Source organism: Cellulosimicrobium sp. BMG9.22, from assembly GCF_059159975.1.
The window spans coordinates 151,521-174,759 of sequence record NZ_JBZGBY010000006.1 but is presented as its reverse complement, the minus strand read 5'-3'; the positions used below and the strand labels follow the sequence as shown (position 1 = coordinate 174,759).

The window sequence follows — 23,239 nt, the reverse complement described above, 5'->3', positions numbered from 1 at the left end:
GTCCCATGGGGACCGCTCCCCGTCAGCGGGGTGCGCGTGACGCACCGTCAGCGAGCGCCCGCCCGACGCAGCACCGCCTCGGCGTGCCGCAGGACCGGGCCGTCGACCATGCGGCCGTCGTACGTGAACACGGCGTCGGGCCCACCGGGGTTCGCGGCCGCGGCGTCGAGCAGTGCGCGGGCCGCGGCCGCCTCCTCGGGCGTCGGGGCGTAGGCCGCGCGGATGACGGGGACGTGGCTCGGGTGGATGCACGCGGTCGCGGCGAACCCCGACGCGGCGGCGTCCTCGGCCTCGGACCGCAGCCCCTCGAGGTCCGCGACGTCGACGTGCACGGCGTCGACCGCCGCCTTGCCCGCCGCGCCCGCGGCGAGCAGGACGGACGCGCGGGCGTGCCGTGCGACGTCGCGGTAGGTCCCGTCCGCCCGCCGGCTCGACGTCCCACCGAGCGACGCCACGAGGTCCTCCGCGCCCCACATGAGCGCGACGACCTCGTCCCGCTGCGCGAGCTGCGGGGCCGCGAGGACGCCGGCCGCCGTCTCGCACAGAGCGACGACCCGGATCCCGGGCAGCGTCGTCGCGAGCGCCCCGAGCGAGCCGAGCAGCTCCGGGCCCGCCTTGGCGACCATGACCGTGCGCAGCCGCGTGTCCGCGAGCGCCGCGACGTCGAGCGCGTGCTCGGGGGTCCCGACGGCGTTGACGCGCACGACGGTCCGGGACGGATCGAGGACCGCCGACGCCTCGATGACCGCGCGACGGGCGGCGTCCTTCGAGGCGGCGGCGACGGCGTCCTCCAGATCGAGGATCACACCGTCGGCACGGTCGGCAGCCTTGGCGAAGCGGTCGGGCCGGTCGCCGGGGCAGAACAGCAGCGCCGGCCCGAGCCCGAACCCGCCGCCCGCGGCCAGGGTTCCGCACCCGGGATCATGCGTCACCTCGGCCTCCCCATGACCAGCAAGCCCGGGTTCGGCGGCGCTCACCACGCGCCGTCCTCGTCACCGCGGTTCAGGACGGGCTCGTGGTGATCGCTGCGCGGCGCACCTGTGCCGGTCTCCCCGCCGAACCCGGGGTTGAGGGTCACGTCGGCCTCTGCCTGGCCCGCAACCCCGGGTTCGGCGTCGTGCGGGTGCCCCGCAACCCGGGGTTCGGCACCCTCCGGCGACCCACCGCCGTCGGGCACGGAGCCGGCGGCCTCGTGGGCCGCGCGCGTCCAGAAGAGCGCGGTGCGCACCGCGCGTGCGACCAGGACGCCGTCCTGGTTGAGCCCACGGTGCTCGAGCGTGACGACGCCCTGCCCGGGGCGCGACGCCGAGAGCCGCTTCTCGACGACCTCCGTCTCGGCGTAGAGCGTGTCGCCGTGGAACAGGGGCTTCGGGAACTCGACCTCGCGGAACCCGAGGTTCGCGACGATCGTGCCCTGCGTGACCTGCCCGACCGACAGCCCGACGAGCGTCGACAGCGTCATCATCGAGTTGACGAGCCGCTGCCCGAACGGCTGCGTCGCGGCCCACGCGGCGTCGAGGTGCAGCGCCTGGTGGTTCATCGTGAGCGTGGAGAAGACGACGTCGTCCGCCTCCGTGAGCGTGCGCCCGGGCCGGTGGCGGTACACCACGCCGGTCTCGAGCTCGTCGTAGTACAGGCCCCGCTGGACCACCTCGCGCATCGTTGCTCCCTCCCACTCGCCGCGCCCCGGCGACGTCCGCCGAGAACGACCCTGCCCGCCGTCGACCACGAGGTTGCTGTCGCAACACGCTCCAGAACGACAGCAACCCCGTGCTCGGCGCGCGACCCCGGGTCAACCCTCCAGGCCCAGGCTCCTCGCAATGACCATGAGCTGCACCTCGGTGGTGCCCTCGCCGACCTCGAGGATCTTCGCGTCGCGGTAGTGCCGCGCCACAGGGTTCTCGTTGAGGAAGCCGTAGCCGCCGAAGATCTGCGACGCGTCGCGCGCGTTGGCCATCGCCGCCTCGCCGCCCACGAGCTTCGCGACCGACGCCTCGGCCTTGAACGGCTTGCCGCGCACGAGCTTCTGCGCCGCATCGAGCCACGCGAGCCGCGCGGTGTGGACGCGGGCCTGCATGCGGGCGAGCGTGAACGCGACGTGCTGGTTCTCGCCGATCGCGCGCCCGAACACCACCCGCTCCTTCGAGTACCGCAGCGCCTCCTCGAGGCAGCCCTGCGCCGCGCCCGTCGCGAGCGCGGCGAACGCGATGCGACCCTCGTCGAGCGCGCGCAGGAAGTTCGCGTACCCCCGGCCCCGCTCGCCGAGCAGGTTCTCCGCCGGCACGCGCACTCCGGTGAGCGTGAGCGGATGCGTGTCGGACGTGTGCCAGCCCACCTTGTCGTACGCCGGCCCGACCTCGAGCCCCGGCGTCCCCGCGGGCACGATGATGCTCGACAGCTCCTTGCGCACCGCGCCGTCCGGGCCGCGCGTCTCGCCCGTGACGGCCGTGATCGTCACGAGGCTCGTGATCGGGGTCCCGGAGTTGGTGATGAACTGCTTCGACCCGTCGATCACCCACTCGTCGCCGTCGAGCCGCGCGGTCGTGCGGGTGCCGCCCGCGTCCGAGCCCGCCTCGGCCTCGGTCAGGCCGAACGCCGCGAGCGCCTTCCCGGCGAGCAGGTCGGGCAGCCAGCGCTCCTGCTGCTCGCGCGACCCGTGCCGGTAGATCGGCACGATGCCGAGCCCGACGCCCGCCTCGAGCGTCACCGCGATGGACTGGTCCACGCGCGCGAGCGCCTCGACCGCGAGGCACAGCGACACGTAGTCCTGCCCCTGGCCGCCGATCTCGCGGGGGAACGGCAGGCCGAACAGCCCGAGGTCGCCCATCTGCGCGATGATCTCCATCGGCAGGCGGCGTTCGGTGTCGTACTGGTAGGCGGCCGGCGCGACGACGCTGTCGGCGAAGTCGCGCACCACCTGGCTGAGCTTCCTCTGCTCGTCGTCGAGCAGGACGTCGGCCTCGATCATGATGCTCCCTGGGTGTCGGAGTGGTGCCGAGATAGCGACGTCCGGTCGAGGTAGTGACCGGCGACCGCTATCTGGGCGGGTGGTCGCTATCTCGGTGGTGCTGGTTCGCGGCTGGCCCGGTCCGGTGCGGTGACAGGGTCGACGACGGCGACCACCTGGTCCCGGCGCACGAGGTCGCCGGGGCGCACCCGCACGGTCGCGACGCCGTCGTGCGGGGCGAGCAGCGGGTGCTCCATCTTCATGGCCTCGACCGTGACGAGCACGGCCCCGGCGGCGACGGTCTCGCCGTCCGCGACGGCCGTCACGACCGTCCCGGGCATGGCTGCGCGCACCTCGGGATCGGTGGCTCCCGGCACGTGACCCCGTGCCCGACGGCGGTCGGCCCGCGCCCGAGCGGCCCGCTCGCCCCGGTCGGGGGCCACGAGGGCGACCGTCCGCCCGTCGTGCCACAGCCACACCGTGGCGGGCGCGCCGTCAGCGGGCTGCTGGTCGTCGAGGGCGAGCCGCACCCGCTCCCGCACCCCGTCGACCGAGACCCACCACGCGCCGTCGGCGGTCGCATCGCGCTCGATCCCGGTGCGTGAGCGCCGGACCGGCGCGTCGGCCGTGCCGTTGGCACGTTCCACGACCGACGAACCCTCCCCGGTCGCGGCGTCCCACGCGTCGTCGTCCGCGCACGCGCCCTGCACGACGGCGTCGCGCGCCGTCCCGGTGACGCGCACCTCGTGGTCGTCCCCGGCGGCATCGACCAGCACGACCCGCCGCGCGGCGGCAGCCCCGTTGAGCCGCCACCCGTCGCCGACCCGCCACGGATCGTCGTCGGCCCGAGGCCCCCCGCCGAACCCGGGGTTACCGACAACATCTCGCTCGAAACTGTCGCCAACCCCGGGTTCGGCGTCGCGACCGACGACGAACAACGCCGCGGCGACGACCTCGACCCACCGCACGCCGCCGTCGACGTGCGACCCACCGGGCGAACGGACCGCACGAGCCGAACCCGACCCCGCGTCGATACCAGGCGACCCGACACCGCGAGCCTCACCCTCCCTCGCGCCGTCGCGAGGCAACCCGACAGCCGACCCGACACCACGAGAACCACCCGCACCGAATCCGTCGCCGGGTGAGCCGACGGACGAGGCGAGGGGGTGGGGGGTGTGCGCGCCGTCGTGGTCGGGCTTGGCGGGAGCGGGCGAGGAACGAGCCCGCGGATGGTAGACGGCGCGCACACCCCCCACCCCCTCGCCGGACCCGACCACGGACCCAGATCCAGCCGAAACAACCCGGTCGATCAACCCGGTGTCGAGCCGCCCGGCCCGGACTTCAGGATCCGCGAGCAAGAACCGCAGGAACGCGGTGTTCGTCTCGACCCCCAGCACGACGGTCCGCACGAGCAGCCCGTCGAGCCGGTCGACGGCCTCGTCGCGCGTCGCCCCCCACGCGACAGCCTTCGCGAGCATGGGGTCGTAGTGCCCGCCCACGACCGCCCCAGGGAAGATCCCGGAGTCGAGCCGCAGCGGCGACGCGTCGGGTCCGGAGGGGACGCCGTCGTCGTCGTACACGAGGACGGTCCCGGTCGCGGGCAGGAAACCCCGCTCGGGCGACTCGGCGTAGAGGCGTGCCTCGACGGCGTGGCCGCGCAGCACGACGTCGTCCTGCACCAGCCCGAGCGGCGAGCCCGCGGCGATGCGGAGCTGGAGCTCGACGAGGTCGAGGCCGGTGACCATCTCGGTGACAGGGTGCTCGACCTGGAGGCGCGTGTTCATCTCGATGAAGAAGAACTCGTCAGGGGTCGCGGCGGGCACGAGGAACTCGACGGTCCCGGCGCCGACGTATCCGACGGAGCGCGCGACCTCGCACGCGGCGTCGCCCATGCGGGCGCGCTGGTCCGCGGTGAGCAGGGGCGACGGCGCCTCCTCGACGACCTTCTGGTGGCGGCGCTGGAGCGAGCACTCGCGCTCACCGAGGTGGATCACGTTCGCGTGCGTGTCCGCGAGCACCTGCACCTCGATGTGGCGCGGCGCCTCGACGAGCCGTTCGAGCAGGAGCGTGTCGTCGCCGAACGACGCCGCGGCGATCCGTCGGGCGGAGGCCAGGGCGCCGGGCAGGTCGTCGGCCGCACGCACGACGACCATTCCCTTGCCGCCGCCCCCGGCCGACGGCTTGACGAGCAGCGGGAACCCGACGTCGCCCGCGGCGGCGAACAGCGCGTCGTCGTCCATCCCGGGTTCCCCTGCACCGGGGACCACAGGGACCCCGCGGGCGCCGACGATGCTCTTGGCGGCGAGCTTGTCGGCCATCGCCTCCAGCGCCTCGACGCCCGGCCCGACGAACGCGATGCCGGCGCGCTCGCAGGCCACGGCGAGCGCGGGGTTCTCGGAGAGGAAGCCATAGCCGGGATGGATCGCGTCGGCGCCGGTCGCGACGGCCGCCGCGACGACGGCCTCGACGTCGAGGTAGCTGCGCGCCGCCGGAGCGGGGCCGAGGCGGACCGCGACGTCGGCCTCGCGGACGTGCCGCGCGTCGGCGTCGGCGTCGGAGAAGACGGCGACGGAGCGGGTGCCGAGGCGCCGCAGCGTGCCGATCAGGCGACATGCGATCTCGCCGCGGTTCGCGACGAGCACGGTGCCGAAGGGCGCGCCGGATGAGGCCCTGGGCGATGGGCGGGGCGTGGGAGCGGTCACGGCAGTCACATCCGGAAGAGCCCGAACCGGTCGCCGGTCCAGGTCTCGGGCAGGGGCGTGCGCGCGCACACGCCGAGGGCGAGACCGAGCACGCGGCGCGTGTCGGCGGGGTCGATGACGCCGTCGTCCCAGAGCCGGGCGGTCGCGTAGTACGGGCTGCCGTGCTCGTCGTAGTCGGCGCGGATGCCGTCGCCGAACGCGGCCTCCTCAGCCGGGTCCCACGTCTCGCCACGCGCGGCGAGCTGGTCGCGCTTCACGGTCGAGAGCACGGAGGCGGCCTGCGGCCCGCCCATGACGGAGATGCGGCTCGCCGGCCAGGACCAGAGGAAGCGCGGCGCATAGGCACGCCCGCACATCGAGTAGTTCCCGGCACCGAACGACCCCCCGACGATCACGGTGAGCTTCGGGACGCGCGTCGTCGCGACGGCGGTGACCATCTTCGCCCCGTCCTTCGCGATGCCGCCCGCCTCGGCGTCGGTGCCGACCATGAAGCCCGAGATGTTCTGCAGGAACAGCAGCGGGATGCCGCGCTGGTCGCACAGCTCGACGAAGTGCGCGCCCTTGAGCGCCGACGCGGAGAACAGCACGCCCTGGTTCGCGAGGATCCCGACCGGGTGCCCGTGGATCCGCGCGAAGCCCGTGACGAGCGTGTCGCCGTACTCGCGCTTGAACTCGTCGAACCGGCTGCCGTCGACGAGGCGCGCAATGAGCTCGCGCGGGTCGTACGGGGCTTGTACATCGGTCGGGACGGCGCTGTACAAACCTTCGCCGCCTCGGGCGGGCGAGGCGCCGCGCCCGGGCGAACCGTCGTCGTGCCCGGGCGAACCGTCGTCGTGCCCGACGACGGGGGGCTCGCCCGGCACGACGTCCCACGCCGGCTCGGGGTCGGGCGGGAGCGTCGCGACGATGCGGCGGACCCGGTCGAGCGCGTCCTCGTCGTCGTCGGCGAGGTGGTCGACGACGCCGCTGCGCCGCGCGTGCAGCTCGCCCCCGCCGAGCTCCTCGGCCGTGACGACCTCTCCGATCGCCGCCTTCACGAGGGGCGGGCCGCCGAGGAAGATCGTGCCCTGGTCGCGCACGATGACGGTCTCGTCGCTCATCGCCGGCACGTACGCGCCGCCCGCGGTGCACGACCCGAGGACCGCGGAGATCTGCGGGATCCCCGCCGCCGACAGCCGGGCCTGGTGGTAGAAGATCCGGCCGAAGTGGTCGCGGTCGGGGAACACCTCGGCCTGACGCGGGAGGAACGCGCCGCCCGAGTCGACGAGGTAGACGCACGGCAACCGGTTCTCCAGCGCGACCTCCTGCGCGCGCAGGTGCTTCTTCACCGTGAGCGGGTGGTACGTGCCGCCCTTCACGGTCGCGTCGTTGCACACGACCATGACCTGCCGCCCGCTCACGACGCCGATCCCGGCGACGACCCCCGCGGCCGGCCACGCGCCGTCGTCCACGCCGTACCCCGCGAGCGGCGCGAGCTCGAGGAACGGGCTGCCCTCGTCGAGCAGCCGGTCGACGCGGTCGCGCGGCAGCAGCTTGCCGCGCGCGACGTGCCGGTCGCGCGACGACGCCGGGCCGCCCTGCGCAACGGTCGCCGTGCGCTCGCGCAGCTCGTCCGCGAGCGCCCGCTGCGCGGCGTCGTTCGCGCGGGCGGCCTCGGATCCCGGGTCGACGGCGGTCGTCAGCACGGTCACGCCCCCACCTCCCCCTGCCGAACCCGGGTCTGTACGTCATGTCCGGGTTCCCGTGACGAGGAAGCCCGGGTTCGGCCGGACGGCGTGCCACCCGTTGGTGTCGAGCCGCCGGCGAGGAGTGCGAGCGCCGGGTCCTCGAGCAGCGCGCCGAGCTCGGCGAGGAAGCGCGCGCCCTGCTCGCCGTCGACCACACGGTGGTCGAACGAGAGGCTCAGCGTGACGACGTCGCGCAGGGCAACCGCGCCGTCGTGCTCCCAGGGCCGACGACGGACCGCGCCCAGGCCGAGGATGGCCGCCTCGCCGGGCACGAGGATCGGGGTGCCCGCGTCGACACCGAAGACTCCGACGTTGGTGATCGAGATGGTGCCGCCCGTGAGTCGTTCGGGGGTCGTGCGGCCGTCGCGTGCGGTGACCGTGAGGTCGGTGAGCGCGACGGCGAGGTCGGGCAGGTCGAGGTCCTGCGCGTCGGGGACGTGCGGCACGACGAGCCCGCGGTCGGTGGCGACCGCGATGCCGAGGTGCACGCGGCGGTGCCGCACGATCTCCGCCGAGCCGTCGGGCAGGTCGCGCCACGCGCTGTTGAGCGCGGGGTGCCGCGGCAGCGCGAGGCACAGCGCCCGCGCCGCAAGCGCCATCACCGTGATCCGTGCGCCCCGCGCGAGGCGGTGCGTGCGCAGGCGCTCGAGGAGCCCGACGCTGCGGGTCACGTCGACCGTGAGGAACACCGTCGCGTGCGGCGCGGTGAACGCGCTCGACACCATCGCCGCGGCGGTGTGCTTGCGCACGCCCCGCACCGGCACGACGTCGGGCTCGAGCCCAGGGCCGGCGTCGACACCGGCATCGGAGCCTACCGAGAGGTGAGAAGTGGCCCCTCGACCGGCGCCGGCAGGGGCCACTTCTCCCCTCTCGCCGGTAGGCGCCGTCGGGCCGCCGAGCGCCGTCGTCGGCCCGGGGTGAGCGACGCGCGCGTCCTGAGGCTGCCGCACGACGTCGCGGTGGCAGCTCACCGCAGCCAGGACGTCCTCGCGCGTGATGAGGCCGTCGCGGCCGGTGCCCTCGACGCGCTCGAGGTGCGCGCCGAGCTTCTTCGCGAGCGCGCGCACCGGCGGCGTCGACCGCGGCCGCGCGGCGTCGAACCTGGGGTTGTCCACGGATCCGGCCGCCGAACCGTGTACAACCCGGGGTTCGGCGGGCGTCTCGGGCCGCGGCTGTGTCGCCGCCGTCAGGCCTGCCCGACGGCGGCGCGTCGGTCGGCCCGTCTGCTCGGGTCCGGCCCCGTACCCGACGAGGTTCGGCTCCTGCGCGCCGGCCTCGGCATTCGACTCCGGGCCACCCGACGGCGCATTGCCGAACCCGGGGTTGTCCACCGATCCGGCGGCCGAAACATCGTTATCCCCGGGTTCGGCACCCGGGCCGGCCACAGGTCCCAGGGGATCGGCGGGAGCGGGGGGCGGGGCGCCGTCGTCGACCTCGAACGTCACGAGCGGTTCTCCGACGGTGACGGTCTGGCCCTCCTCCGCGTGCAGCGACGCGACGACGCCCGCGTACGGGGACGGGAGGTCGACGAGCGCCTTGGCCGTCTCGACCTCGGCGATGACCTGGTTCAGCTCGACGCGGTCGCCCGCGTGCACGTGCCAGCTCACGATGTCGGACTCGGTGAGACCTTCCCCGAGGTCGGGGAGGCGGAACTCGCGCATCGTCATCACCGGGCCACCGCCTCGACCGGGCGCGACGCCCCAGTGGAGCCCGACGACGCGACCGGCGCTGCGTCGTCGGCAGCGACCGCCCCGGGCGTCGAAGCGACGAACGGTTCGGCCCGGCCGAGCGCGCGGTCGACGCCGTCGAGGATGCGGTCGAGGTCGGGCAGGTAGTGCCCCTCGAGCTTCGCGGGCGGGTACGGGATGCCGTGCCCGGTGACGCGCACGGGCGCCGCCTCGAGGTACTCGAAGCAGCGGTCCGCGACGGTCGCCGCGATCTCCGCGCCGAGCCCGGCGTGGCGCGGCGCCTCGTGCGTCACGACGACGCGGCCCGTCTTGCGGACCGACGCCGCGACGGTGTCGTGGTCGACCGGCGAGAGCGATCGCAGGTCGATCACCTCGACGGACACGCCGTCGTCGGACGCGGCGACCGCGGCGTCGAGTGCCGTCCCGACGAGGCCGCCCCACGTCACGAGCGTGACGTCGTGGCCCTCGCGCACGACGCGCGCCCGGTCCAGGGGCAGTGGCTCGGACGGGTCGAGGTCGACCTCGCCCTTGAGGTGGTAGCGCCGCTTGGGCTCGAAGAAGATCACCGGGTCGTCGCACGCGACCGCCTGGCGCAGCACCGTGTACGCGTCCTGCGGGTTCGCGACCGACACGACGCGCAGGCCCGCGACGTGCGCGAACAGCGCCTCCGGCGACTCCGAGTGGTGCTCGGCCGCGCCGATGCCGCCCCCGACGGGGATGCGGATCGTGATCGGGAGCCGCACGTTCCCCCCGGTGCGCGCGTGCATCTTCGCGAGCTGCGACACGATCTGGTCGAACGCGACGAACACGAAGCCGTCGAACTGGATCTCGCACACCGGCCGGTACCCGCGGTACGCGAGCCCGACGGCCGTGCCGATGATCCCCGACTCCGCGAGCGGGGTGTCGAGCACGCGCCGCGGCCCGAACTCGGCCTGCAGCCCGTCCGTCACGCGGTAGACGCCGCCCAGCTTCCCGACGTCCTCGCCCATGACGACCACGCGGTCGTCGTCGGTCATGGCGCGCTGGAGCCCGGCGCCGAGCGCCTTCGCGAGCGTGAGGGTCGTGGTCATCGCGTCACTCCCGTCACGGTGCCCGACGGCGAACGGTCGCCCCCGACGCCCGGCGCGCCCGCGTCGTCGTCCCCGGCTGCGTCCCCGGCCGCGTCGCCGAACGACGCGAGGTAGTGCGCGTACTCGGCGCGCTCGCGCCCGAGCGCGGGGTGCGGCTCGGCGTACACGTGGTCGAAGAGCGAGAGCGGCGGCGGGTCGGTGAGCGCGACGCACCCGGCCCGCAGCTCGGCGGCGGCGGCGTCGGCGGCGCCCTGCACGCGAGCGGCTGCGTCGTCGTCGAGGACGCCCACCCCGCGCAGGTACGCCTCGAAGCGCGCGACCGGGTCGCGCCCCGCCCAGGCCTCGACCTCGGCCGAGTCGCGGTAGCGCTTCGGGTCGTCGGCCGTGGTGTGCGGGCCCATGCGGTAGGTGACGGCCTCGACGAGGGTCGGGCCGCCGTCGTGCCGCGCCCGGTCCAGCGCCGCCCGCGTGACCGCGAGGACGGCGAGGACGTCGTTGCCGTCGACGCGGACGCCGGGCATGCCGAACCCGCGGGCGCGCTCGGCGAGCGGGACGCGCGACTGCAGCGCGACGGGCTCGGAGATGGCCCACTGGTTGTTCTGGCAGAAGAAGACGACGGGCGACCGGTACGTCGAGGCGAAGACGAACGCCTCGTTGACGTCGCCCTGGCTCATGGCGCCGTCGCCGAAGTACGCGACCCCAACGGGGAGCCCGGCACCGGCGTCGACGCGGCCGGCGTGGACGTCGAGCTGCACGCCCATCGCCCAGCCGGTCGCGTGCAGCGCCTGCGCGCCGATGATGACCTGCGTCGGCGCCATGCCGATCGCGTACGGGTCCCACCCGGCCACAGCGACGCCGCGCCACACGCGCACGAGGTCGACGAGCGCGGCGCCGCGCACCCGCGCCACGGCGTGCTCGCGGTAGGAGGAGAAGACGAAGTCGTCGTCGCGCAGCGCGCGCGCCGAGCCGATCTGCGCCGCCTCCTGGCCGAGCAGCGGCGGCCACAGCGCAAGCTCGCCCTGCCGCTGGAGGGCGGTCGCCTCGGCGTCGACCCGCCGTGCCACGACCATGTCCTCGTAGAGCCGCAGCAGCGCCGCCCGGGCCGCGTCGCGCGCGGACTCGTCGGGGGCGTCGAGGTCGAGGTCGGCGAGCCAGCGGTCGAGCTCCGGGTCGGGGCGGCGCGTGCCGTCCTCCTCCAGCAGGCGCAGCGTCGGCGTCGTGCCCGACGCCGTGTCCCCGGCTGGACGGGGAGCGTCACCGACCGTGGGCGTCGAACCGGCCGAGTGCGCGCCGTCCGGAGCACCCCGATGCTGGTCGACGGGCACCCCCTGCACGACGTCGCGCACCGGGTTCTTCCGCTCTGCTCGTGCGTCGCGCGGGGTTGCCGCCCGGTGACCGTCGTGCGCCTTCGGCGGGGTCGCCGCCGTCGGACCGGTCCGCACCGCAGGTTCGCTGGACATCATCGCCACCTCACCTCTCGGGGCCGGCGCTCACCGTCGAGCACCGGATGAGGCGAACGTAACCCGCGTCACGCACATGGCTCCACCGACGTCCGACACGCTGCGCAGTGTGATCACCATCACTCCGCTAGGGTGAGCAGCATGCACAGCGCCGACGCTGTCGACCTCGACCTCCTGCTCGCGCTCGCCGACGACCCGCGGGCGACGATCGTCGCGCTCGCCGACCGGCTGCGGCTCTCGCGCAACACCGTCGCGGCACGCCTCGCCCGGCTCGAGGCCGAGGGCGCGTTCCTCGACCTCGACCGGCGCATCGACCCGCACGTCCTCGGGCACCCGCTCACGGCGTTCGTCGAGGTGCAGCTCCGCCAGAAGGAGCTCGCCCGGATCGTCGAGGACGTCGCGCTGATCCCCGAGGTGGTCCAGGCCCACGGGCGCAGCGGGACGGCGGACCTCCGCGTCACCGTCGCGTGCCGCGACACCGACCACCTGTTCCGCATCGACGCCGCGATCCTCGCGATCGACGGGGTCGAGCGGACCGAGACCTCGCTGTCGATGGGCGAGCTCGTCCCCTACCGCCTGCGCCCCCTCATCGAGCAGCAGCGCCGCGCCAGGACCACCCCGCCTCCGCAGCGGGAGCACCCCGGCCCGCCGAGGTAGAACCCTGGTCGACCACCGTTCTATCTCGGCGGACCAGGGTTCTACCTCGGCAGCGCCGGGCTCCGGGCAGCCACTCTCAACGCAGGTCGCGGAGGTAGGCGGCGGCGCCGTCGTAGGCGGCGATCCTGCGCTCGTAGTACGTCGCGATGATGAGCAGCAGGCCGCCGGCCGCAGCGAGCGTGAGCATCCACGGCCCGGCGGAGATCCGCGTGCCCAGCTGCGACACGAACACGACGAGGATCTCGACCGGCAGCACCGCGACACCCAGGAGGAACGGTGCCGCGAGGTGCTTGCGCGTCCCGACGAGCACCGCCGCGAGCGCGATCACGACGACGAGCACCGCTCGCCACGTGCGCGCGTCGGTGTACGTCGCCAGCACCGACGGGCCGACGGTCGCGAGGATGCCCGGCGCCAGCGTGCGCCACGACCCGACGAAGCCCACGGGCCACGTCGCGAGCGACGGTGTCGGGCGGGCGAGCGCTCCGCCCCGCCCGACGGCGGCCCCCGCCCCTGGCGTGCCGGTGGCGCTGAGCGCGACGTACCCGGCCACGAGCAGACCGACACCGAGCGGGAGCGAGAAGACCTCGACACGCAGCTCACGCGGCGACCACGCACCGATCGCGGCGGTGAGCGCGAGGAGCCACGTGAACCATGCGGGCGGCAGGTCGTACCGGCCTCGGACGGCACGGCGCACACCGACGACCAGCACGACGAGCAGTGCGCACTCGACGAACCACACCGTCGCGATGACGCCCCACGAGGGACGCACGTTCGCGACCGTCCCCACGACGGCGAGCGCCCCGGCAGGCGCGAGAGCCCACCGGCGGACGACGGCCGACCACCGGTCGGGGGTCACGCGGTCCGCGACGAGCCCCGCGGCGAGCGCGAGGGCACCGGCCGCGAGCGCCCAGGCGAACCCGAGCGCGAAGAGAGCACCGCCTCCGGGGACGTGCGCGACGTGCAGCGACTCGACCGTCCCGGCGGTCGCGGCGAGCACGGCAGCCCCGGCGAGCCGGAGCGCCGCCGACCGCGACCAGCCGCTCGGGTGCCGCAGCAGCAGCACGCCCCCGGCCACGCACAGTGCGCCGGCACCGAGCAGGACGGTCGCGCGCACGTCGCCGGCTCCCGGCTGCCCGGCCAGGACGAGCACCGACGGCACGACGAGCAGCACGAGGCCCGCCGTCGCGAGCTCCCACCAGCGCGGTGCGCGGCGCGCCAGCACGGCGCCGGTGACGAGGGCGGCGAGCGCGGGCGGGACGGTGTAGGCCTCGACGAGGCCGACGTCGGCGGCGGCGAGCGCCGTCCACAGCGCGGCGGTCGCGAGGGCGCCGGCGAGCCACCACTCCCCGCGCCGGTCGCGCTCCCGTGCAGCGAGCCCCGCCCCGACGGCGAGGACGAGCAGCACCGCGACGGCGATCTCGGGCCCCGCGGCCGGCCGGGCGTACGCCAGCCCGACGGCGATCGCCCCGGTGAACGCCGCGCTCGCCTCGACCCACGGTCGCGCGCCGGCGAGGCCGAGGGCGTGCAGCACGGGCCGCGCCCCCGCGAGCGCGGTCGCCACGAGCACGGCGACGACCGGGAGCACGACGGGCGACCCGCTGCCGGGCAGCACCAGGGCGCCGGCGCTGACCACCGCGACGGACGCCGTCGGGAGGACGAGCGCCGCCGCGAGCACGCGCAGGGGCGCCGTCGTCCCGGGGCGACGCGAGACGACGAGGACGACCTCGAGCGCGAGCATCGCCACGCACGCGGCGACGGACCACCAGCTGCGCTCGTCCACGACCGTGAGGACGCCCAGGACGAACGGCACGGCAGTGACGCCGAGCACGGCCCACCACGACTCCCGCTCGACGCGCGGCACGAGGGTCACCGCGAGCGCGACGAGCGACGCCACCCCCGAGACGGTGCACAGCACCGCGACGACGCCGATGCCGGTCCACGCGAGGGTCGCTCCGAGGACGAGCAGCGCGTACGCGTACGCGTACGCGACGAGCGGCGCGTGCAGGCGGCGGGGAGCGACGGCGCGCGCGGCGAGCAGCAGCAGCGCGACCACGACGCCCCCGACCGTCGCGGTCGGCCGTGCGGCCCAGGACCCGGCGACGAGCAGCAGGACCACGATGATCAGCCCGGTCAGCGCCGCGGCACGCCACACCCGTCGCTCGGCCCGGCCGACCGGGGCGAGGCCGTGCCGGACCGTCGCGCGCGGCGTCGGGACGACGCGCCCGACGACGGGGCGCAGCACCGCGCCGAGCCCGCGCCGCACGGCCCGCACGGGCGCGCCCGGTGCGGACGCACCCCTGGGCGGCGGGGACGTCGGATCGACCGGCAGTGCCGTCGCGACGACGAGCACGGCCCCCAGGAGCGCGAGCAGGACGAGGGACGACACGGCCGCGAGGCGCGGGTCGAGCACGACAGCCAGGAACAGGACGAGCGCGAGCCACGGCGCGAGCACGCGACCCGTGCGCACGACGGGCGCGGCGCCGAGACGCGGGTGCTGCGGGGCCGCGCCGGGAACGCCCGGCCCCGGCTGCCGCGGCGTGCGCAGCGCGAGGTGCCCCGCGACGAGGGAGACGACGAGCGCCGCGGAGAGGCCCGCGAGCATCCCGACGAGCAGCACGGGGACGGACACGTCGCCGCCCCACGACCCCGGCCCGAGGACGCCGAGACCGAGCGGTGCGTCGTCGACCGCGACCGACGTGCCGCCGGTGGGCGTCAGGAGCACCTCGGCGACGCGGAGCCCGGCGAGGGTCAGCGCAGGGCCCGCCGCGAGGAGCGCCACGACCGCCCCGCCGAGCAGGACGTCCGAGCGTCCCGCGGCAGACAGCGGCCCGCCGAGCAGCCCCGCCACGAGCCGCGGCGTGCTGAGCGCGAGCACGACGAGCCAGGCGATCGCGGCCAGCGCCGGCACGAGCCCGACCCAGCCGCCGTCGCCCCCGACACCGAGCAGGGCAGCGGCGAGGACCGCCGTCGCGCCGCCGGTCGCGAACCACCGCCGCTCCTCGGTCGCGACGCGCAGCACCGTCGAGACGAGCGCGGCGCCGAGCGCGACGAGGGCCGCACCCGACCCGGTCGGAAGCCCGGGCACCGCGGGGACGGAGAGCCCGACGAGCACCGCGAGCGGCACGGCGACGGTGCGCGCGACGCCGAGGAACGTCCGCTCGACGGCGAGCGTGCTGCCGACGCGCGCACCGGCCCTCACGGCGACCGGCCCGGCGACGGCGGTGAGGCCCGCGGTGACGAGCAGCGCGGTCGCCCAGCCCCACGACGCGCCCGCAGCAGGTGCGGCGACGAGCGGGAGCACCGGCCCGAGCAGCACGGCGCTCGTCACCCACGCGCGCACGCGCGCCTGGTCCCCGACGACGCCGAGCGCGGCGACGACGACCGCGAGCAGCGTCGCGCGCGCGGTCGCGGCACCGACCGGGTCGAGGGCCCACGCGCTCAGCGCGAGCTCGACGTCGACGAGCGCGAGGACGACGGCGAGCGCCGCGACCGCCTCGGCGGACGAGCGCAGCCCGCGCGACCGGAGGAACACCGCCGCGCCCACGGTGAGGACCGTGACGACCCCGGTGACCAGGGCCCGCAGCGCCAGGTCGTCGGCGAACGTGAAGAAGACGAAGACGAGCGTCGCGACGGCGAGCAGGCCCGCGCCGGCGGCCGCCAGCACGGGCTGGAGCCCGACGGAGCCAGACGACTGGGCCGGGGATCCCGGCGGGAGGGGCTGGCCCGGACCGTGCGGCGGGCGCGGCGGCGTGACGTGACCCGCCGCCTGCGGGACGGCCGGGCCTTCCGCCGGGCGGGTCGCCGGGCGGGTCACCCGAGGCGTCACCGGGGGCGTTGCCGGGCGTGCCGCGACCGGGCCGACGCCGGTCCGTGCGGCCCACGCAGCCGCGGCGGGCTGGGAGGCGCGCAGGGCGTCCAGCGCCTCCTGCCGACGGGCGAGGGCAGCGGCGGCCGCCCTCGACGTGGCGGCGACCTCGAACGCGAGCGGGCCGGTGAGCTCGAGCAGGCACCGGTCGCAGCGAGCCGACCGCAACGGTGCGGCGCACGCGGGGCAGGAACGCGTCTCGGGCAGCCGCGCCAGCGCGGCATCGACCCACGGCTCTCTCATGCGCACATCCTGGCGAACCTGAGCGTCCCCTGGGGACCTGTCCACAGGGGGTCGCGTGGCGGTCCCGTGAAGGCTCTCGGTCCCTCAGGCCGCGAGACCGCCGCCCGAGACCGGCGTCGTCACCGGGCGACGCTCTGCCTGCTGTCGCGGCGGGCGGGGTCCGTGACCCGGTGCATCACCGCGGCCGTCGAGCGCCTGCTCGCGAGGCGTACGACGGAGGCGCTGAGCCGGTTGCCGATCCCGTCGATGACGCCCGGGCCCGGGTTGCGGCGGTCCAGGTGCGCCATCGCGGTCGCCGCGACGTCGTCCGGTGTGCGCATCCTGGCGCCCGCAGTCGCGTCGTCCGTGCCGACCACCGCGTTGAACTCCGTGCTCGTCGCACCAGGAGAGAGCGCGAAGACCGTGACTCCCGCGCCCCGGAGCTCCGCCCACAGCGCCTCGGTGAAGCTGAGGACGAACGCCTTCGAGGCGCCGTACACCGCCATGCGCGGCGTGGGCGTGTACGCAGCCATGCTCGCGACGTTGATGAGGAATCCGCGTGCGGCGACGATGCCGGGGAGGAATGCGTGGCTGAGCTGCACCGGCGCCGAGACGTCGACGGCGACCTCCTCCGCGAGCCGCGTCGGCTCCTCGTCGAGGAAGTCACCGAACGTGCCGAACCCGGCGTTGTTGATCAGGCTCGTCACGGTGACCCCTGCGTCCGAGAGCGCGGCCCTCAGGTCCGCGGCCGCCGACGGCACGGACAGGTCGAGGGGGACGACCGTCACGGCGGTCCCGTGCGCGCCCTCCAGCTCGGTGGCCAGTCGCTCGAGGCGCTCGCGCCGTCGGGCGACGAGCACGAGGCCCGCCCCGCGGGCCGCGAGAGCGCGGGCGAGCGCGACCCCGATGCCGGAGCTGGCCCCGGTGACGACGACGGTCTGACTACTGAGGTCTCGGCGATCCATCGTGCACTCCCTGCTCGGAGGAACCAGTGGCTTCACGCTATGTCTGACTGGCACTCCGTGTCAACGAGGCGTCGAGTGTAGGGTCGGGCCATGGGTAACGAGGACGGACTGTGGACGCGCTCGCGGCGCGCCGTCTACGCCGAGATCACGCGGGTCGCCATGGAGCTCTTCCTCGACCAGGGGTTCGAGGAGACGACGATCGACCAGATCGCGACGACGGCCGGCATCTCCCGGCGGTCGTTCTTCCGCTACTTCGGCACGAAGGAGGACATCGTCCTCGGCGACCTCGCCGACCAGGGCGCGCTCGTCCGCGCGGCCCTCGAGGACATCCCGCTCTCGGTGCCCCCGTGGGAGGCGCTCCAGGAGGCGCTGTGGCAGGTCGACGGCTCCACCGACGACCCGGACGTCGCGCTCAGGGTCGCGAGGATGATGTACGAGACGCCCTCGCTCCGCGCCCGGAGCATCGAGAAGCACCTGCGGTGGCAGGAGCAGCTCGTCCCCAACATCCGGCGGCGGCTCGGCACCGATCCTGAGGACCCGGGCGACCCGGCCGCCGACGCCATCGTCGCCAGCGCCATCGCCTGCCTCGACGTCGCCGGGCAGCTCTGGACGCGGAGCAACGGCAGCACGGACCTCCGAGCGGTGTATCGGCGCGCCACCGAGGCTGTGCAGGCGCGGACCTGACGACGCGCGGCCCTGTCCTGGGAGCCGACCGCGGGAGCCCGACCGGGCAGCTACGGCGTGCGGCCCCCGTCCGCGCGGCCCTCCGGCCGCCCGCCGAGGTCCGCGACCAGGCGCCGCGTCAGCGGCACGTCGACGCCGGCCCGGGCCGCCGCGCGCACGATCGCGCCGCCGATCGCGTCGACCTCGAGCGGCCGGCCGGCCTCCGCGTCCCGGAGCATCGACGACTTGGCCTCGGGCGCGAACCGGTCGTAGAGGCTCATCGTGCGCTCGGGATCCGACGGCGCACCGCTCGCCTCCGCGACGGCCGCGACCTCGCGCACGAGCGCCTCGAGCTCGGCGCGGTGCGTGGTCCGGACCTCCCCGATCGGCGCGCGGTGCGCCGTCGTGAGGAGCGCGAAGGGCGCGAGGAACCCGAGCTTGGCCCACATGAGCGCCGTCTCGTCAGCCTGCACCGTCGTGGCGATCCCGGCGGCGTCGAGCAGAGCGCGCACGGCCTCGACGCGCTCCGGCGGCACACGGCCCGGCGCGACGTCGACCTCGACGAACGCGCTCGTGTGCTCGATCTCGCCGGGTGCGACGCGTGCGGACTCGACGCGGATCGTCGCCGGCAGGACGCGCTCGGTGCCGTAGCGCTCGCGCAGCACGTCGAGGTGGTCGAGCCCGTTGAGCAACGGCACGACGAGGCCGTCGCCGAGCACGTCCGACGGGACCCGGTCGAGCGCCTCGGCGAGCGCCGTCTGCTTCACGGCCACGACCACGACGTCGACCGGCGCCTCGAGCCGCGTCGTCGCGCGGGCGGGGACGTGGACGTCGCCCACCTGGGCGCTGCGCACGTGCACGCCGTGCGCCGAGAGTGCGGCCGCCGTCGGCTCGCTCGCGAGGTAGGTCACCTCGGCGCCGGAGCGCGCGAGCAACGCCCCGACCAGACCGCCGACCCCGCCCGGCCCGAGCACCGCCACGTCCAGGCTGCTCGCCCTCGTCCCTGCCGGCTCCGTCGTCACCGTCGTCCTCCCGTGGTCCGCTCCGGACCGTCGGGCCCGTCCCGGCGGCGTCACGTCGCGGGGACCTCGACCCTACCCACGGGGACCGACGCCACCGACGCCGAGCCGGGGACGGCGAGCGCGGCGATCGCCGTCGTGATCGGGATCGCGAGGACGAGGCCGATCGAGCCGACGAGCGTGCGCACGACCTCCTCCGCGATCTCGCCCGACGTGAGGCTCGTCGCGATGTTCTGGTCGGAGAGGTACACGGCCATGAGCAGCGGCAGGGCGGCGCCCACGTACGCGAAGGCGATGGTGTAGACGGTCGAGGCGATGTGGTCGCGGCCGATCCGCATCGCCCGGGTGAACAGCTCGGCGCGCGTCGCGAGCGGCGCGACGGCGCGCAGCTCCCACACCGCGGACGCCTGGGTGATCGTCACGTCGTTGAGCACGCCCATGCCCGCGAGGACCATGCCGCACAGCACGACCCCCTGGATGTCGAGCGATGGCGCGTACTGCGGCACCCACAGGGACTCCTCCGACGTGAGCCCCGTGATGTTGGCCGCCCCCGACCCCCACCAGCCCAGCACCGCCGTGATGGCGAGCCCGACGAGCGTGCCGAGCAGCGCCGTCGACGTGCGCGCGGTGAACCCGTGCGCGACGTAGAGCACGACGAACATGACGAGCGACGACGTCACGAGCGCGACCCCGAGCGCGTCCTGGCCGGAGAGCAGCGCGGGCAGCGTGAACCACGCGATGACGACGAACGCCCCCGCGAGGCCGGCCAGCGCCGCGAGCCCGCGCCAGCGCGCGACGGCGAGCACGACCAGCGCGTACGCGATCGCGAGGATCCCGATGGGCAGCCCGCGCTCGAAGTCGAGGAACACGTAGGGGCTGCCGCCCGCGGCGGCGGCCTCGGAAATGTAGAGGACCCGGAGCCGGTCGCCCTCGTCGAAACCGTAGGCGACGTACTCGGGCGGGGCGTTGACCGTGATCTCCTCGCCGCCGACGTCCACGCCGTTCGCCCGGGACCCGGCGTCGAGGCGCGCCGGCACGGCGCTCGTCTCCTCGTCGACCGGTCCGGTGACCGTGGCGCGCAGGACCGTGCTGCCCTCGGCAGCGACGGGGATCCGGTCGGGGACGTCGGCGGCCGCGGGCCACAGCGCGACGAGCCCCGCGAGCGTGGCGAGCAGCGCGGGGACGAGCAGCGCGGTGAGCGTCAGGCGCACCCGCCGCGTCGCGGGGGCGGCGGGTCCATGGGCATGGCCGTGTCCGGTCACCACGTCCGAGGTCGGTTCGCTCACCCGAGGATGCTGCCACGGCGAGCCGACGGCGCGGGGCGGCACGCGCCGTCGGCGATAGCATCCCCGAGGCCGGGCACCTTGCCTCGCCCCGATCCCTACGCACGAGGAGCCCCATGGCCACCGTCGACTACTTCCTCACCGGCGACCCCGAGGTCGCCAAGCAGCACCTGCACGCCGCGCTCCAGGAGCAGGGCTTCACGGTCACCGTGCGCCCGACCGGGCAGTGGGCCGCCGAGCGCGGCAGCAAGCAGAAGACGTTCTGGCTCGGCGCGTTCGCGGGCAAGGCCCAGCACCTCGTCTTCACGGTCGACTTCATGGCCCACGCGCACCAGCTCGTCGCGCGCATCGACCGCCCGACCGGCCACGGCGCCATGGCGGGCGCGGTCGGGATCGCCCGCTCGAACAAGGCGTTCTCCGAGGTCGACCAGTCGATCGGCACGCGCCTGACGAACCACGGGGTCCTCGCGAACGTCGTGCACGCCTGACCTGCGCAGAGACGACGAAGGCCCGGACCCCTCGCGGGGTTCCGGGCCTTCGTGCGTGCTGACCGGGCCGCGAACGGCCGGTCAGCGAGACGTCACTTGGCGACGGCCTTCTTGAGCAGGCTGCCGGCGCTGATCTTCACGCCGAAGCCGGCCGGGATCGAGATCTCCTCGCCCGTGCGGGGGTTGCGGCCCGTGCGGGCGGCACGCTCGACGCGCTCGACGGACAGGAGGCCCGTGACCTTGACGGCCTCGCCCTTGCCCAGCGAGTCGATGAGGACCTCCTGGAAGGCGTTGAGAGCCTTCTCGGCGTCCGCCTTCGACAGGTCGGCCTTGCTGGCGATGGCCGAGACGAGCTCGGACTTGTTGAGCGACATGCGAATCCCTTCTTCGGTTCACGACGCGCGGTGGTCACCACCCGTCGTCACGGCTCAGTGTGCCAGCCGAGAGGCCGTGCACCGGGGACAACACTAGGGAACACACCGAGTTTCGCGCGACTTCTGGCGCCTCAGGTGTCTTCGGAGCCCCTGGCACGGCATGCCGAGCACGTCCCGAAGAGCTCCACGACGTGCTCGATGTCGACGAATCCGTGCGACGACCCGATGTGCTGCGCCCAGCTCTCGACGCTCGGACCGTCGATCTCCTCGGTGCGCCCGCACGACCGGCAGACGAGGTGGTGGTGGTGCTCGGTGCGCGCACAGCGACGGTAGAGGTTCTCGCCCTCGGCCGTGCGCAGCGTGTCGACGACGCCGGCCTCCGAGAGCGCCTGCAGGCCGCGGTACACGGTCGCGAGCCCGACCGCGTCACCCCGCGCGCGCAGGTCCTGGTGGATGTCCTGCGCGCTGCGGAACCCGTCCTGCGCGCCGATCGCGTCGAGAAGCACGGCGCGCTGCCGCGTCATCCTCTGCACGACGACCACCTCCTCCCGTGGGACGTCCGAGCATCTCACGGGAGGAGGATCGAAGGTGCGGCGAGCGCCGGGCGCGCGACGGACCGGCCGGCGCCGGTCAGCCCTGGGAGGGCTCGTCCTCGTGCTCGTGGTCATGACCGTCTTCCGTGTGCGTGTGCTCCTCCTCCTCCGCGTGCTCACCGGACTCCGCGTGCTCGTCGTGCTCCGACGACGCCGCGTCGGCGTCGCCCGAGACGCCGTTGATCTCGTTCGGCTCGACGTCCAGCTCGACCGTGTTCCAGACCTCGCCCGTCTCGATGTCCACGGCGTGGACGGCCTTCCCTGCGGGGTCGGTGACGTAGGCCGACCCGTCGAGCACGAAGATCGCGGGTCGCGGCGACTGCCACTCCTCCGGCTCCTCCCACGCGTCGATCACGGGGATCGAGCGCACGAGCTGCCTGGTCGCGGGGTCGATCACGTGGATCTGACCGTCCGTGCCGAGCACCAGGGCCTCTCCCCCGGTGCCACGGGCGAGCGAGCGGAACGTGTAGCTCGACGGCAGGTCGACGAGGGTGAGCACACCTGTCGCCGTGTCCGTCAGCGAGACGCGCGTCGGCCGCTCCAGCTCGGCGTCCGGGTCGGACTTGTAGTCGCCGAGGACGACCGTCGACTCCTCGCTGCCGGCCTGGTTGCCGATGCGGCCGTAGGCGTCCGGGCTGGCGACCTTGGTGATCGCCCCGTCCTTGTACACGAGGACGCCGTCCTCGCAGCCGACGAGGACGGCCTCGCCCGCGGCCATGGCCTCGCCGTGCACGCCGGGGCACTCGTCGGACGCGGCGATCTCGGCACCCTCGGCGTCGAGCACGCGGATGCCCGTGCGGGCGTCCTCGGTGCCCTCGGAGACGACGAGGCTCCCGTCCGAGAGCTCGACCGCGACACCGTGGTGGACCTCGGGCGTGGTGTGGGTACGAGCCTCGCGCGACTCGTCCGCGACGGCGTCCGAGTCGACGACGGTGATCTCGCCCGTCCCGTCGTCGAAGAGCGCCGTGCGGCCGTCGTGGACGACGACGTGACCGGGCTTCTCGGCGCCGAATGTCACGTCGGTGATCTCCGGCGTCGACGTGAAGTAGTGCGAGTGGTCCCCGTGCGGCTCGGCCCACGCGCCGGCGTCGAGCAGCTGGAAGCCGCCCGAGGTCGAGACGAGGAGGTGCCGGCCGTCTCCGGTCCCGTTGAGCCGGTTGAAGCCGTCGAGCTCGATGTCCTCGACGACCTCGAGCGTCGTCGCGTCGAGCACCTGGACGCCGCCGTCGTAGGTGATCGCCAGCCGCGGCGTGACGGCAGCCGCCTCGGTCACCTCCGCGGCGTGCTCGTCAGCGGTCGTCTCGCTGGCGGACGGCTCGCCGGCCGGCTCCCCCGAGGAGCACGCCCCGAGCATCGTGAGCGGAAGGACGACGCCGAGAGCGGCGAGCGTCCGGGTTCGGTTGCGTGCGGTGAAGGTCATGCGCGGTCGGGCTCCGCCGCCTGACGGGCGGGGCCCTCTCCTTTCCGGTGGGGACGAGCGCCGGGAGGCGGTTCTACCGGCACACTAACAGTAAGT

At 74.9% G+C, this 23,239-nt stretch carries 17 protein-coding genes and 1 pseudogene; 3 read left to right on the top strand and 15 right to left on the bottom strand.

Annotated features, from left to right (window positions below; translation table 11 throughout):
- Positions 1 to 47: 47 nt before the first annotated feature.
- The 8 genes and pseudogenes from AC4H2H_RS07080 to AC4H2H_RS07045 form a co-directional block, all read right to left on the bottom strand.
- Positions 48 to 932, bottom strand: a complete 885-nt coding sequence (locus tag AC4H2H_RS07080) for an HpcH/HpaI aldolase/citrate lyase family protein (RefSeq protein WP_494370089.1) — start codon at positions 930 to 932, stop codon at positions 48 to 50.
- Positions 933 to 1,186: 254 nt separating this feature from the next.
- Positions 1,187 to 1,660 (bottom strand): annotated as a pseudogene (locus tag AC4H2H_RS07075) (MaoC family dehydratase); the annotation flags it as partial.
- Between the two features lie 132 nt (positions 1,661 to 1,792).
- Positions 1,793 to 2,968: an acyl-CoA dehydrogenase family protein gene (locus AC4H2H_RS07070; protein WP_494370088.1), complete on the bottom strand. Its 1,176-nt coding sequence runs from the start codon at positions 2,966 to 2,968 to the stop codon at positions 1,793 to 1,795.
- An 86-nt stretch (positions 2,969 to 3,054) separates the two neighbouring features.
- Positions 3,055 to 5,589 carry an acetyl/propionyl/methylcrotonyl-CoA carboxylase subunit alpha gene (locus AC4H2H_RS07065; RefSeq protein ID WP_494370087.1) on the bottom strand — a complete coding sequence of 845 codons (2,535 nt, stop codon included), beginning with the start codon at positions 5,587 to 5,589 and terminating at the stop codon, positions 3,055 to 3,057.
- A gap of 65 nt (positions 5,590 to 5,654) precedes the next feature.
- On the bottom strand, positions 5,655 to 7,340 hold the full coding sequence (locus AC4H2H_RS07060) for a carboxyl transferase domain-containing protein (protein ID WP_494370086.1): 1,686 nt from the start codon (positions 7,338 to 7,340) through the stop codon (positions 5,655 to 5,657).
- Positions 7,337 to 9,043: a dihydrolipoamide acetyltransferase family protein gene (locus AC4H2H_RS07055; protein ID WP_494370085.1), complete on the bottom strand. Its 1,707-nt coding sequence runs from the start codon at positions 9,041 to 9,043 to the stop codon at positions 7,337 to 7,339. The genes AC4H2H_RS07060 and AC4H2H_RS07055 overlap by 4 nt, the downstream gene beginning before the upstream one ends.
- Positions 9,043 to 10,134, bottom strand: a complete 1,092-nt coding sequence (locus tag AC4H2H_RS07050; RefSeq protein ID WP_494370084.1) for an alpha-ketoacid dehydrogenase subunit beta — start codon at positions 10,132 to 10,134, stop codon at positions 9,043 to 9,045. The genes AC4H2H_RS07055 and AC4H2H_RS07050 overlap by 1 nt, the downstream gene beginning before the upstream one ends.
- The gene (locus AC4H2H_RS07045) at positions 10,131 to 11,594 is read right to left on the bottom strand and encodes a thiamine pyrophosphate-dependent dehydrogenase E1 component subunit alpha (protein WP_494370083.1); all 1,464 of its coding nucleotides are present in this window, start codon (positions 11,592 to 11,594) and stop codon (positions 10,131 to 10,133) included. Before AC4H2H_RS07045 ends, AC4H2H_RS07050 begins: the two co-directional genes overlap by 4 nt.
- Positions 11,595 to 11,735: 141 nt before the next feature.
- On the opposite strand from AC4H2H_RS07045, the gene AC4H2H_RS07040 reads away from it, so the two are divergent.
- Complete coding sequence (locus AC4H2H_RS07040) at positions 11,736 to 12,251, top strand: Lrp/AsnC family transcriptional regulator (RefSeq protein WP_494370082.1); 516 nt, start codon at positions 11,736 to 11,738, stop codon at positions 12,249 to 12,251.
- Positions 12,252 to 12,327: 76 nt separating this feature from the next.
- On the opposite strand, the gene AC4H2H_RS07035 is transcribed toward AC4H2H_RS07040, so the two are convergent.
- Together AC4H2H_RS07035 and AC4H2H_RS07030 are read right to left on the bottom strand one after the other, a co-directional pair.
- Positions 12,328 to 16,359: an SCO7613 C-terminal domain-containing membrane protein gene (locus AC4H2H_RS07035; protein ID WP_494370081.1), complete on the bottom strand. Its 4,032-nt coding sequence runs from the start codon at positions 16,357 to 16,359 to the stop codon at positions 12,328 to 12,330.
- A gap of 119 nt (positions 16,360 to 16,478) precedes the next feature.
- Positions 16,479 to 17,303 carry an SDR family NAD(P)-dependent oxidoreductase gene (locus tag AC4H2H_RS07030; RefSeq protein WP_494370080.1) on the bottom strand — a complete coding sequence of 275 codons (825 nt, stop codon included), beginning with the start codon at positions 17,301 to 17,303 and terminating at the stop codon, positions 16,479 to 16,481.
- Between the two features lie 90 nt (positions 17,304 to 17,393).
- On the opposite strand from AC4H2H_RS07030, the gene AC4H2H_RS07025 reads away from it, so the two are divergent.
- On the top strand, positions 17,394 to 17,987 hold the full coding sequence (locus tag AC4H2H_RS07025) for a TetR/AcrR family transcriptional regulator (RefSeq protein WP_494370079.1): 594 nt from the start codon (positions 17,394 to 17,396) through the stop codon (positions 17,985 to 17,987).
- 50 nt (positions 17,988 to 18,037) lie between these two features.
- On the opposite strand, the gene AC4H2H_RS07020 is transcribed toward AC4H2H_RS07025, so the two are convergent.
- Complete coding sequence (locus AC4H2H_RS07020; protein ID WP_494370078.1) at positions 18,038 to 18,988, bottom strand: ketopantoate reductase family protein; 951 nt, start codon at positions 18,986 to 18,988, stop codon at positions 18,038 to 18,040.
- Between the two features lie 50 nt (positions 18,989 to 19,038).
- Positions 19,039 to 20,271 (bottom strand): YibE/F family protein, encoded by a 1,233-nt coding sequence (locus tag AC4H2H_RS07015; protein ID WP_494370077.1) that lies wholly within the window; start codon positions 20,269 to 20,271, stop codon positions 19,039 to 19,041.
- 113 nt (positions 20,272 to 20,384) lie between these two features.
- Here AC4H2H_RS07015 and AC4H2H_RS07010 point away from each other — a divergent pair, with 113 nt between their 5' ends.
- Positions 20,385 to 20,756: a hypothetical protein gene (locus tag AC4H2H_RS07010; protein ID WP_494370076.1), complete on the top strand. Its 372-nt coding sequence runs from the start codon at positions 20,385 to 20,387 to the stop codon at positions 20,754 to 20,756.
- Between the two features lie 92 nt (positions 20,757 to 20,848).
- Here the strand turns inward: AC4H2H_RS07010 and AC4H2H_RS07005 are convergent, their stop codons facing one another.
- From AC4H2H_RS07005 to aztD, 3 genes are all read right to left on the bottom strand, one after another.
- A complete protein-coding gene (locus AC4H2H_RS07005) occupies positions 20,849 to 21,130 on the bottom strand; it encodes an HU family DNA-binding protein (protein WP_483775121.1) in 282 nt (93 codons plus the stop codon).
- 131 nt (positions 21,131 to 21,261) lie between these two features.
- Positions 21,262 to 21,654 (bottom strand): Fur family transcriptional regulator, encoded by a 393-nt coding sequence (locus AC4H2H_RS07000; RefSeq protein WP_494370102.1) that lies wholly within the window; start codon positions 21,652 to 21,654, stop codon positions 21,262 to 21,264.
- Between the two features lie 106 nt (positions 21,655 to 21,760).
- Positions 21,761 to 23,143, bottom strand: coding sequence for a zinc metallochaperone AztD (gene aztD, locus AC4H2H_RS06995; protein ID WP_494370075.1), 1,383 nt, complete (start codon positions 23,141 to 23,143; stop codon positions 21,761 to 21,763).
- Positions 23,144 to 23,239: the final 96 nt, after the last annotated feature.

What these genes read in the sequence shown, in the direction of transcription:
- AC4H2H_RS07055 (WP_494370085.1), bottom strand. Translation starts at nt 9,043, where the DNA reads ATGACGATGCGCGAGTTCCGCCTCCCCGACCTCGGGGAAGGTCTCACC.
- AC4H2H_RS07050 (WP_494370084.1), bottom strand. Translation starts at nt 10,134, where the DNA reads ATGACCACGACCCTCACGCTCGCGAAGGCGCTCGGCGCCGGGCTCCAG.
- aztD (WP_494370075.1), bottom strand. Translation starts at nt 23,143, where the DNA reads ATGACCTTCACCGCACGCAACCGAACCCGGACGCTCGCCGCTCTCGGC.
- AC4H2H_RS07045 (WP_494370083.1), bottom strand. Translation starts at nt 11,594, where the DNA reads ATGTCCAGCGAACCTGCGGTGCGGACCGGTCCGACGGCGGCGACCCCG.
- AC4H2H_RS07070 (WP_494370088.1), bottom strand. Translation starts at nt 2,968, where the DNA reads ATGATCGAGGCCGACGTCCTGCTCGACGACGAGCAGAGGAAGCTCAGC.
- AC4H2H_RS07000 (WP_494370102.1), bottom strand. Translation starts at nt 21,654, where the DNA reads ATGACGCGGCAGCGCGCCGTGCTTCTCGACGCGATCGGCGCGCAGGAC.
- AC4H2H_RS07010 (WP_494370076.1), top strand. Translation starts at nt 20,385, where the DNA reads ATGGCCACCGTCGACTACTTCCTCACCGGCGACCCCGAGGTCGCCAAG.
- AC4H2H_RS07035 (WP_494370081.1), bottom strand. Translation starts at nt 16,359, where the DNA reads ATGAGAGAGCCGTGGGTCGATGCCGCGCTGGCGCGGCTGCCCGAGACG.
- AC4H2H_RS07005 (WP_483775121.1), bottom strand. Translation starts at nt 21,130, where the DNA reads ATGTCGCTCAACAAGTCCGAGCTCGTCTCGGCCATCGCCAGCAAGGCC.
- AC4H2H_RS07030 (WP_494370080.1), bottom strand. Translation starts at nt 17,303, where the DNA reads ATGGATCGCCGAGACCTCAGTAGTCAGACCGTCGTCGTCACCGGGGCC.
- AC4H2H_RS07040 (WP_494370082.1), top strand. Translation starts at nt 11,736, where the DNA reads ATGCACAGCGCCGACGCTGTCGACCTCGACCTCCTGCTCGCGCTCGCC.
- AC4H2H_RS07025 (WP_494370079.1), top strand. Translation starts at nt 17,394, where the DNA reads ATGGGTAACGAGGACGGACTGTGGACGCGCTCGCGGCGCGCCGTCTAC.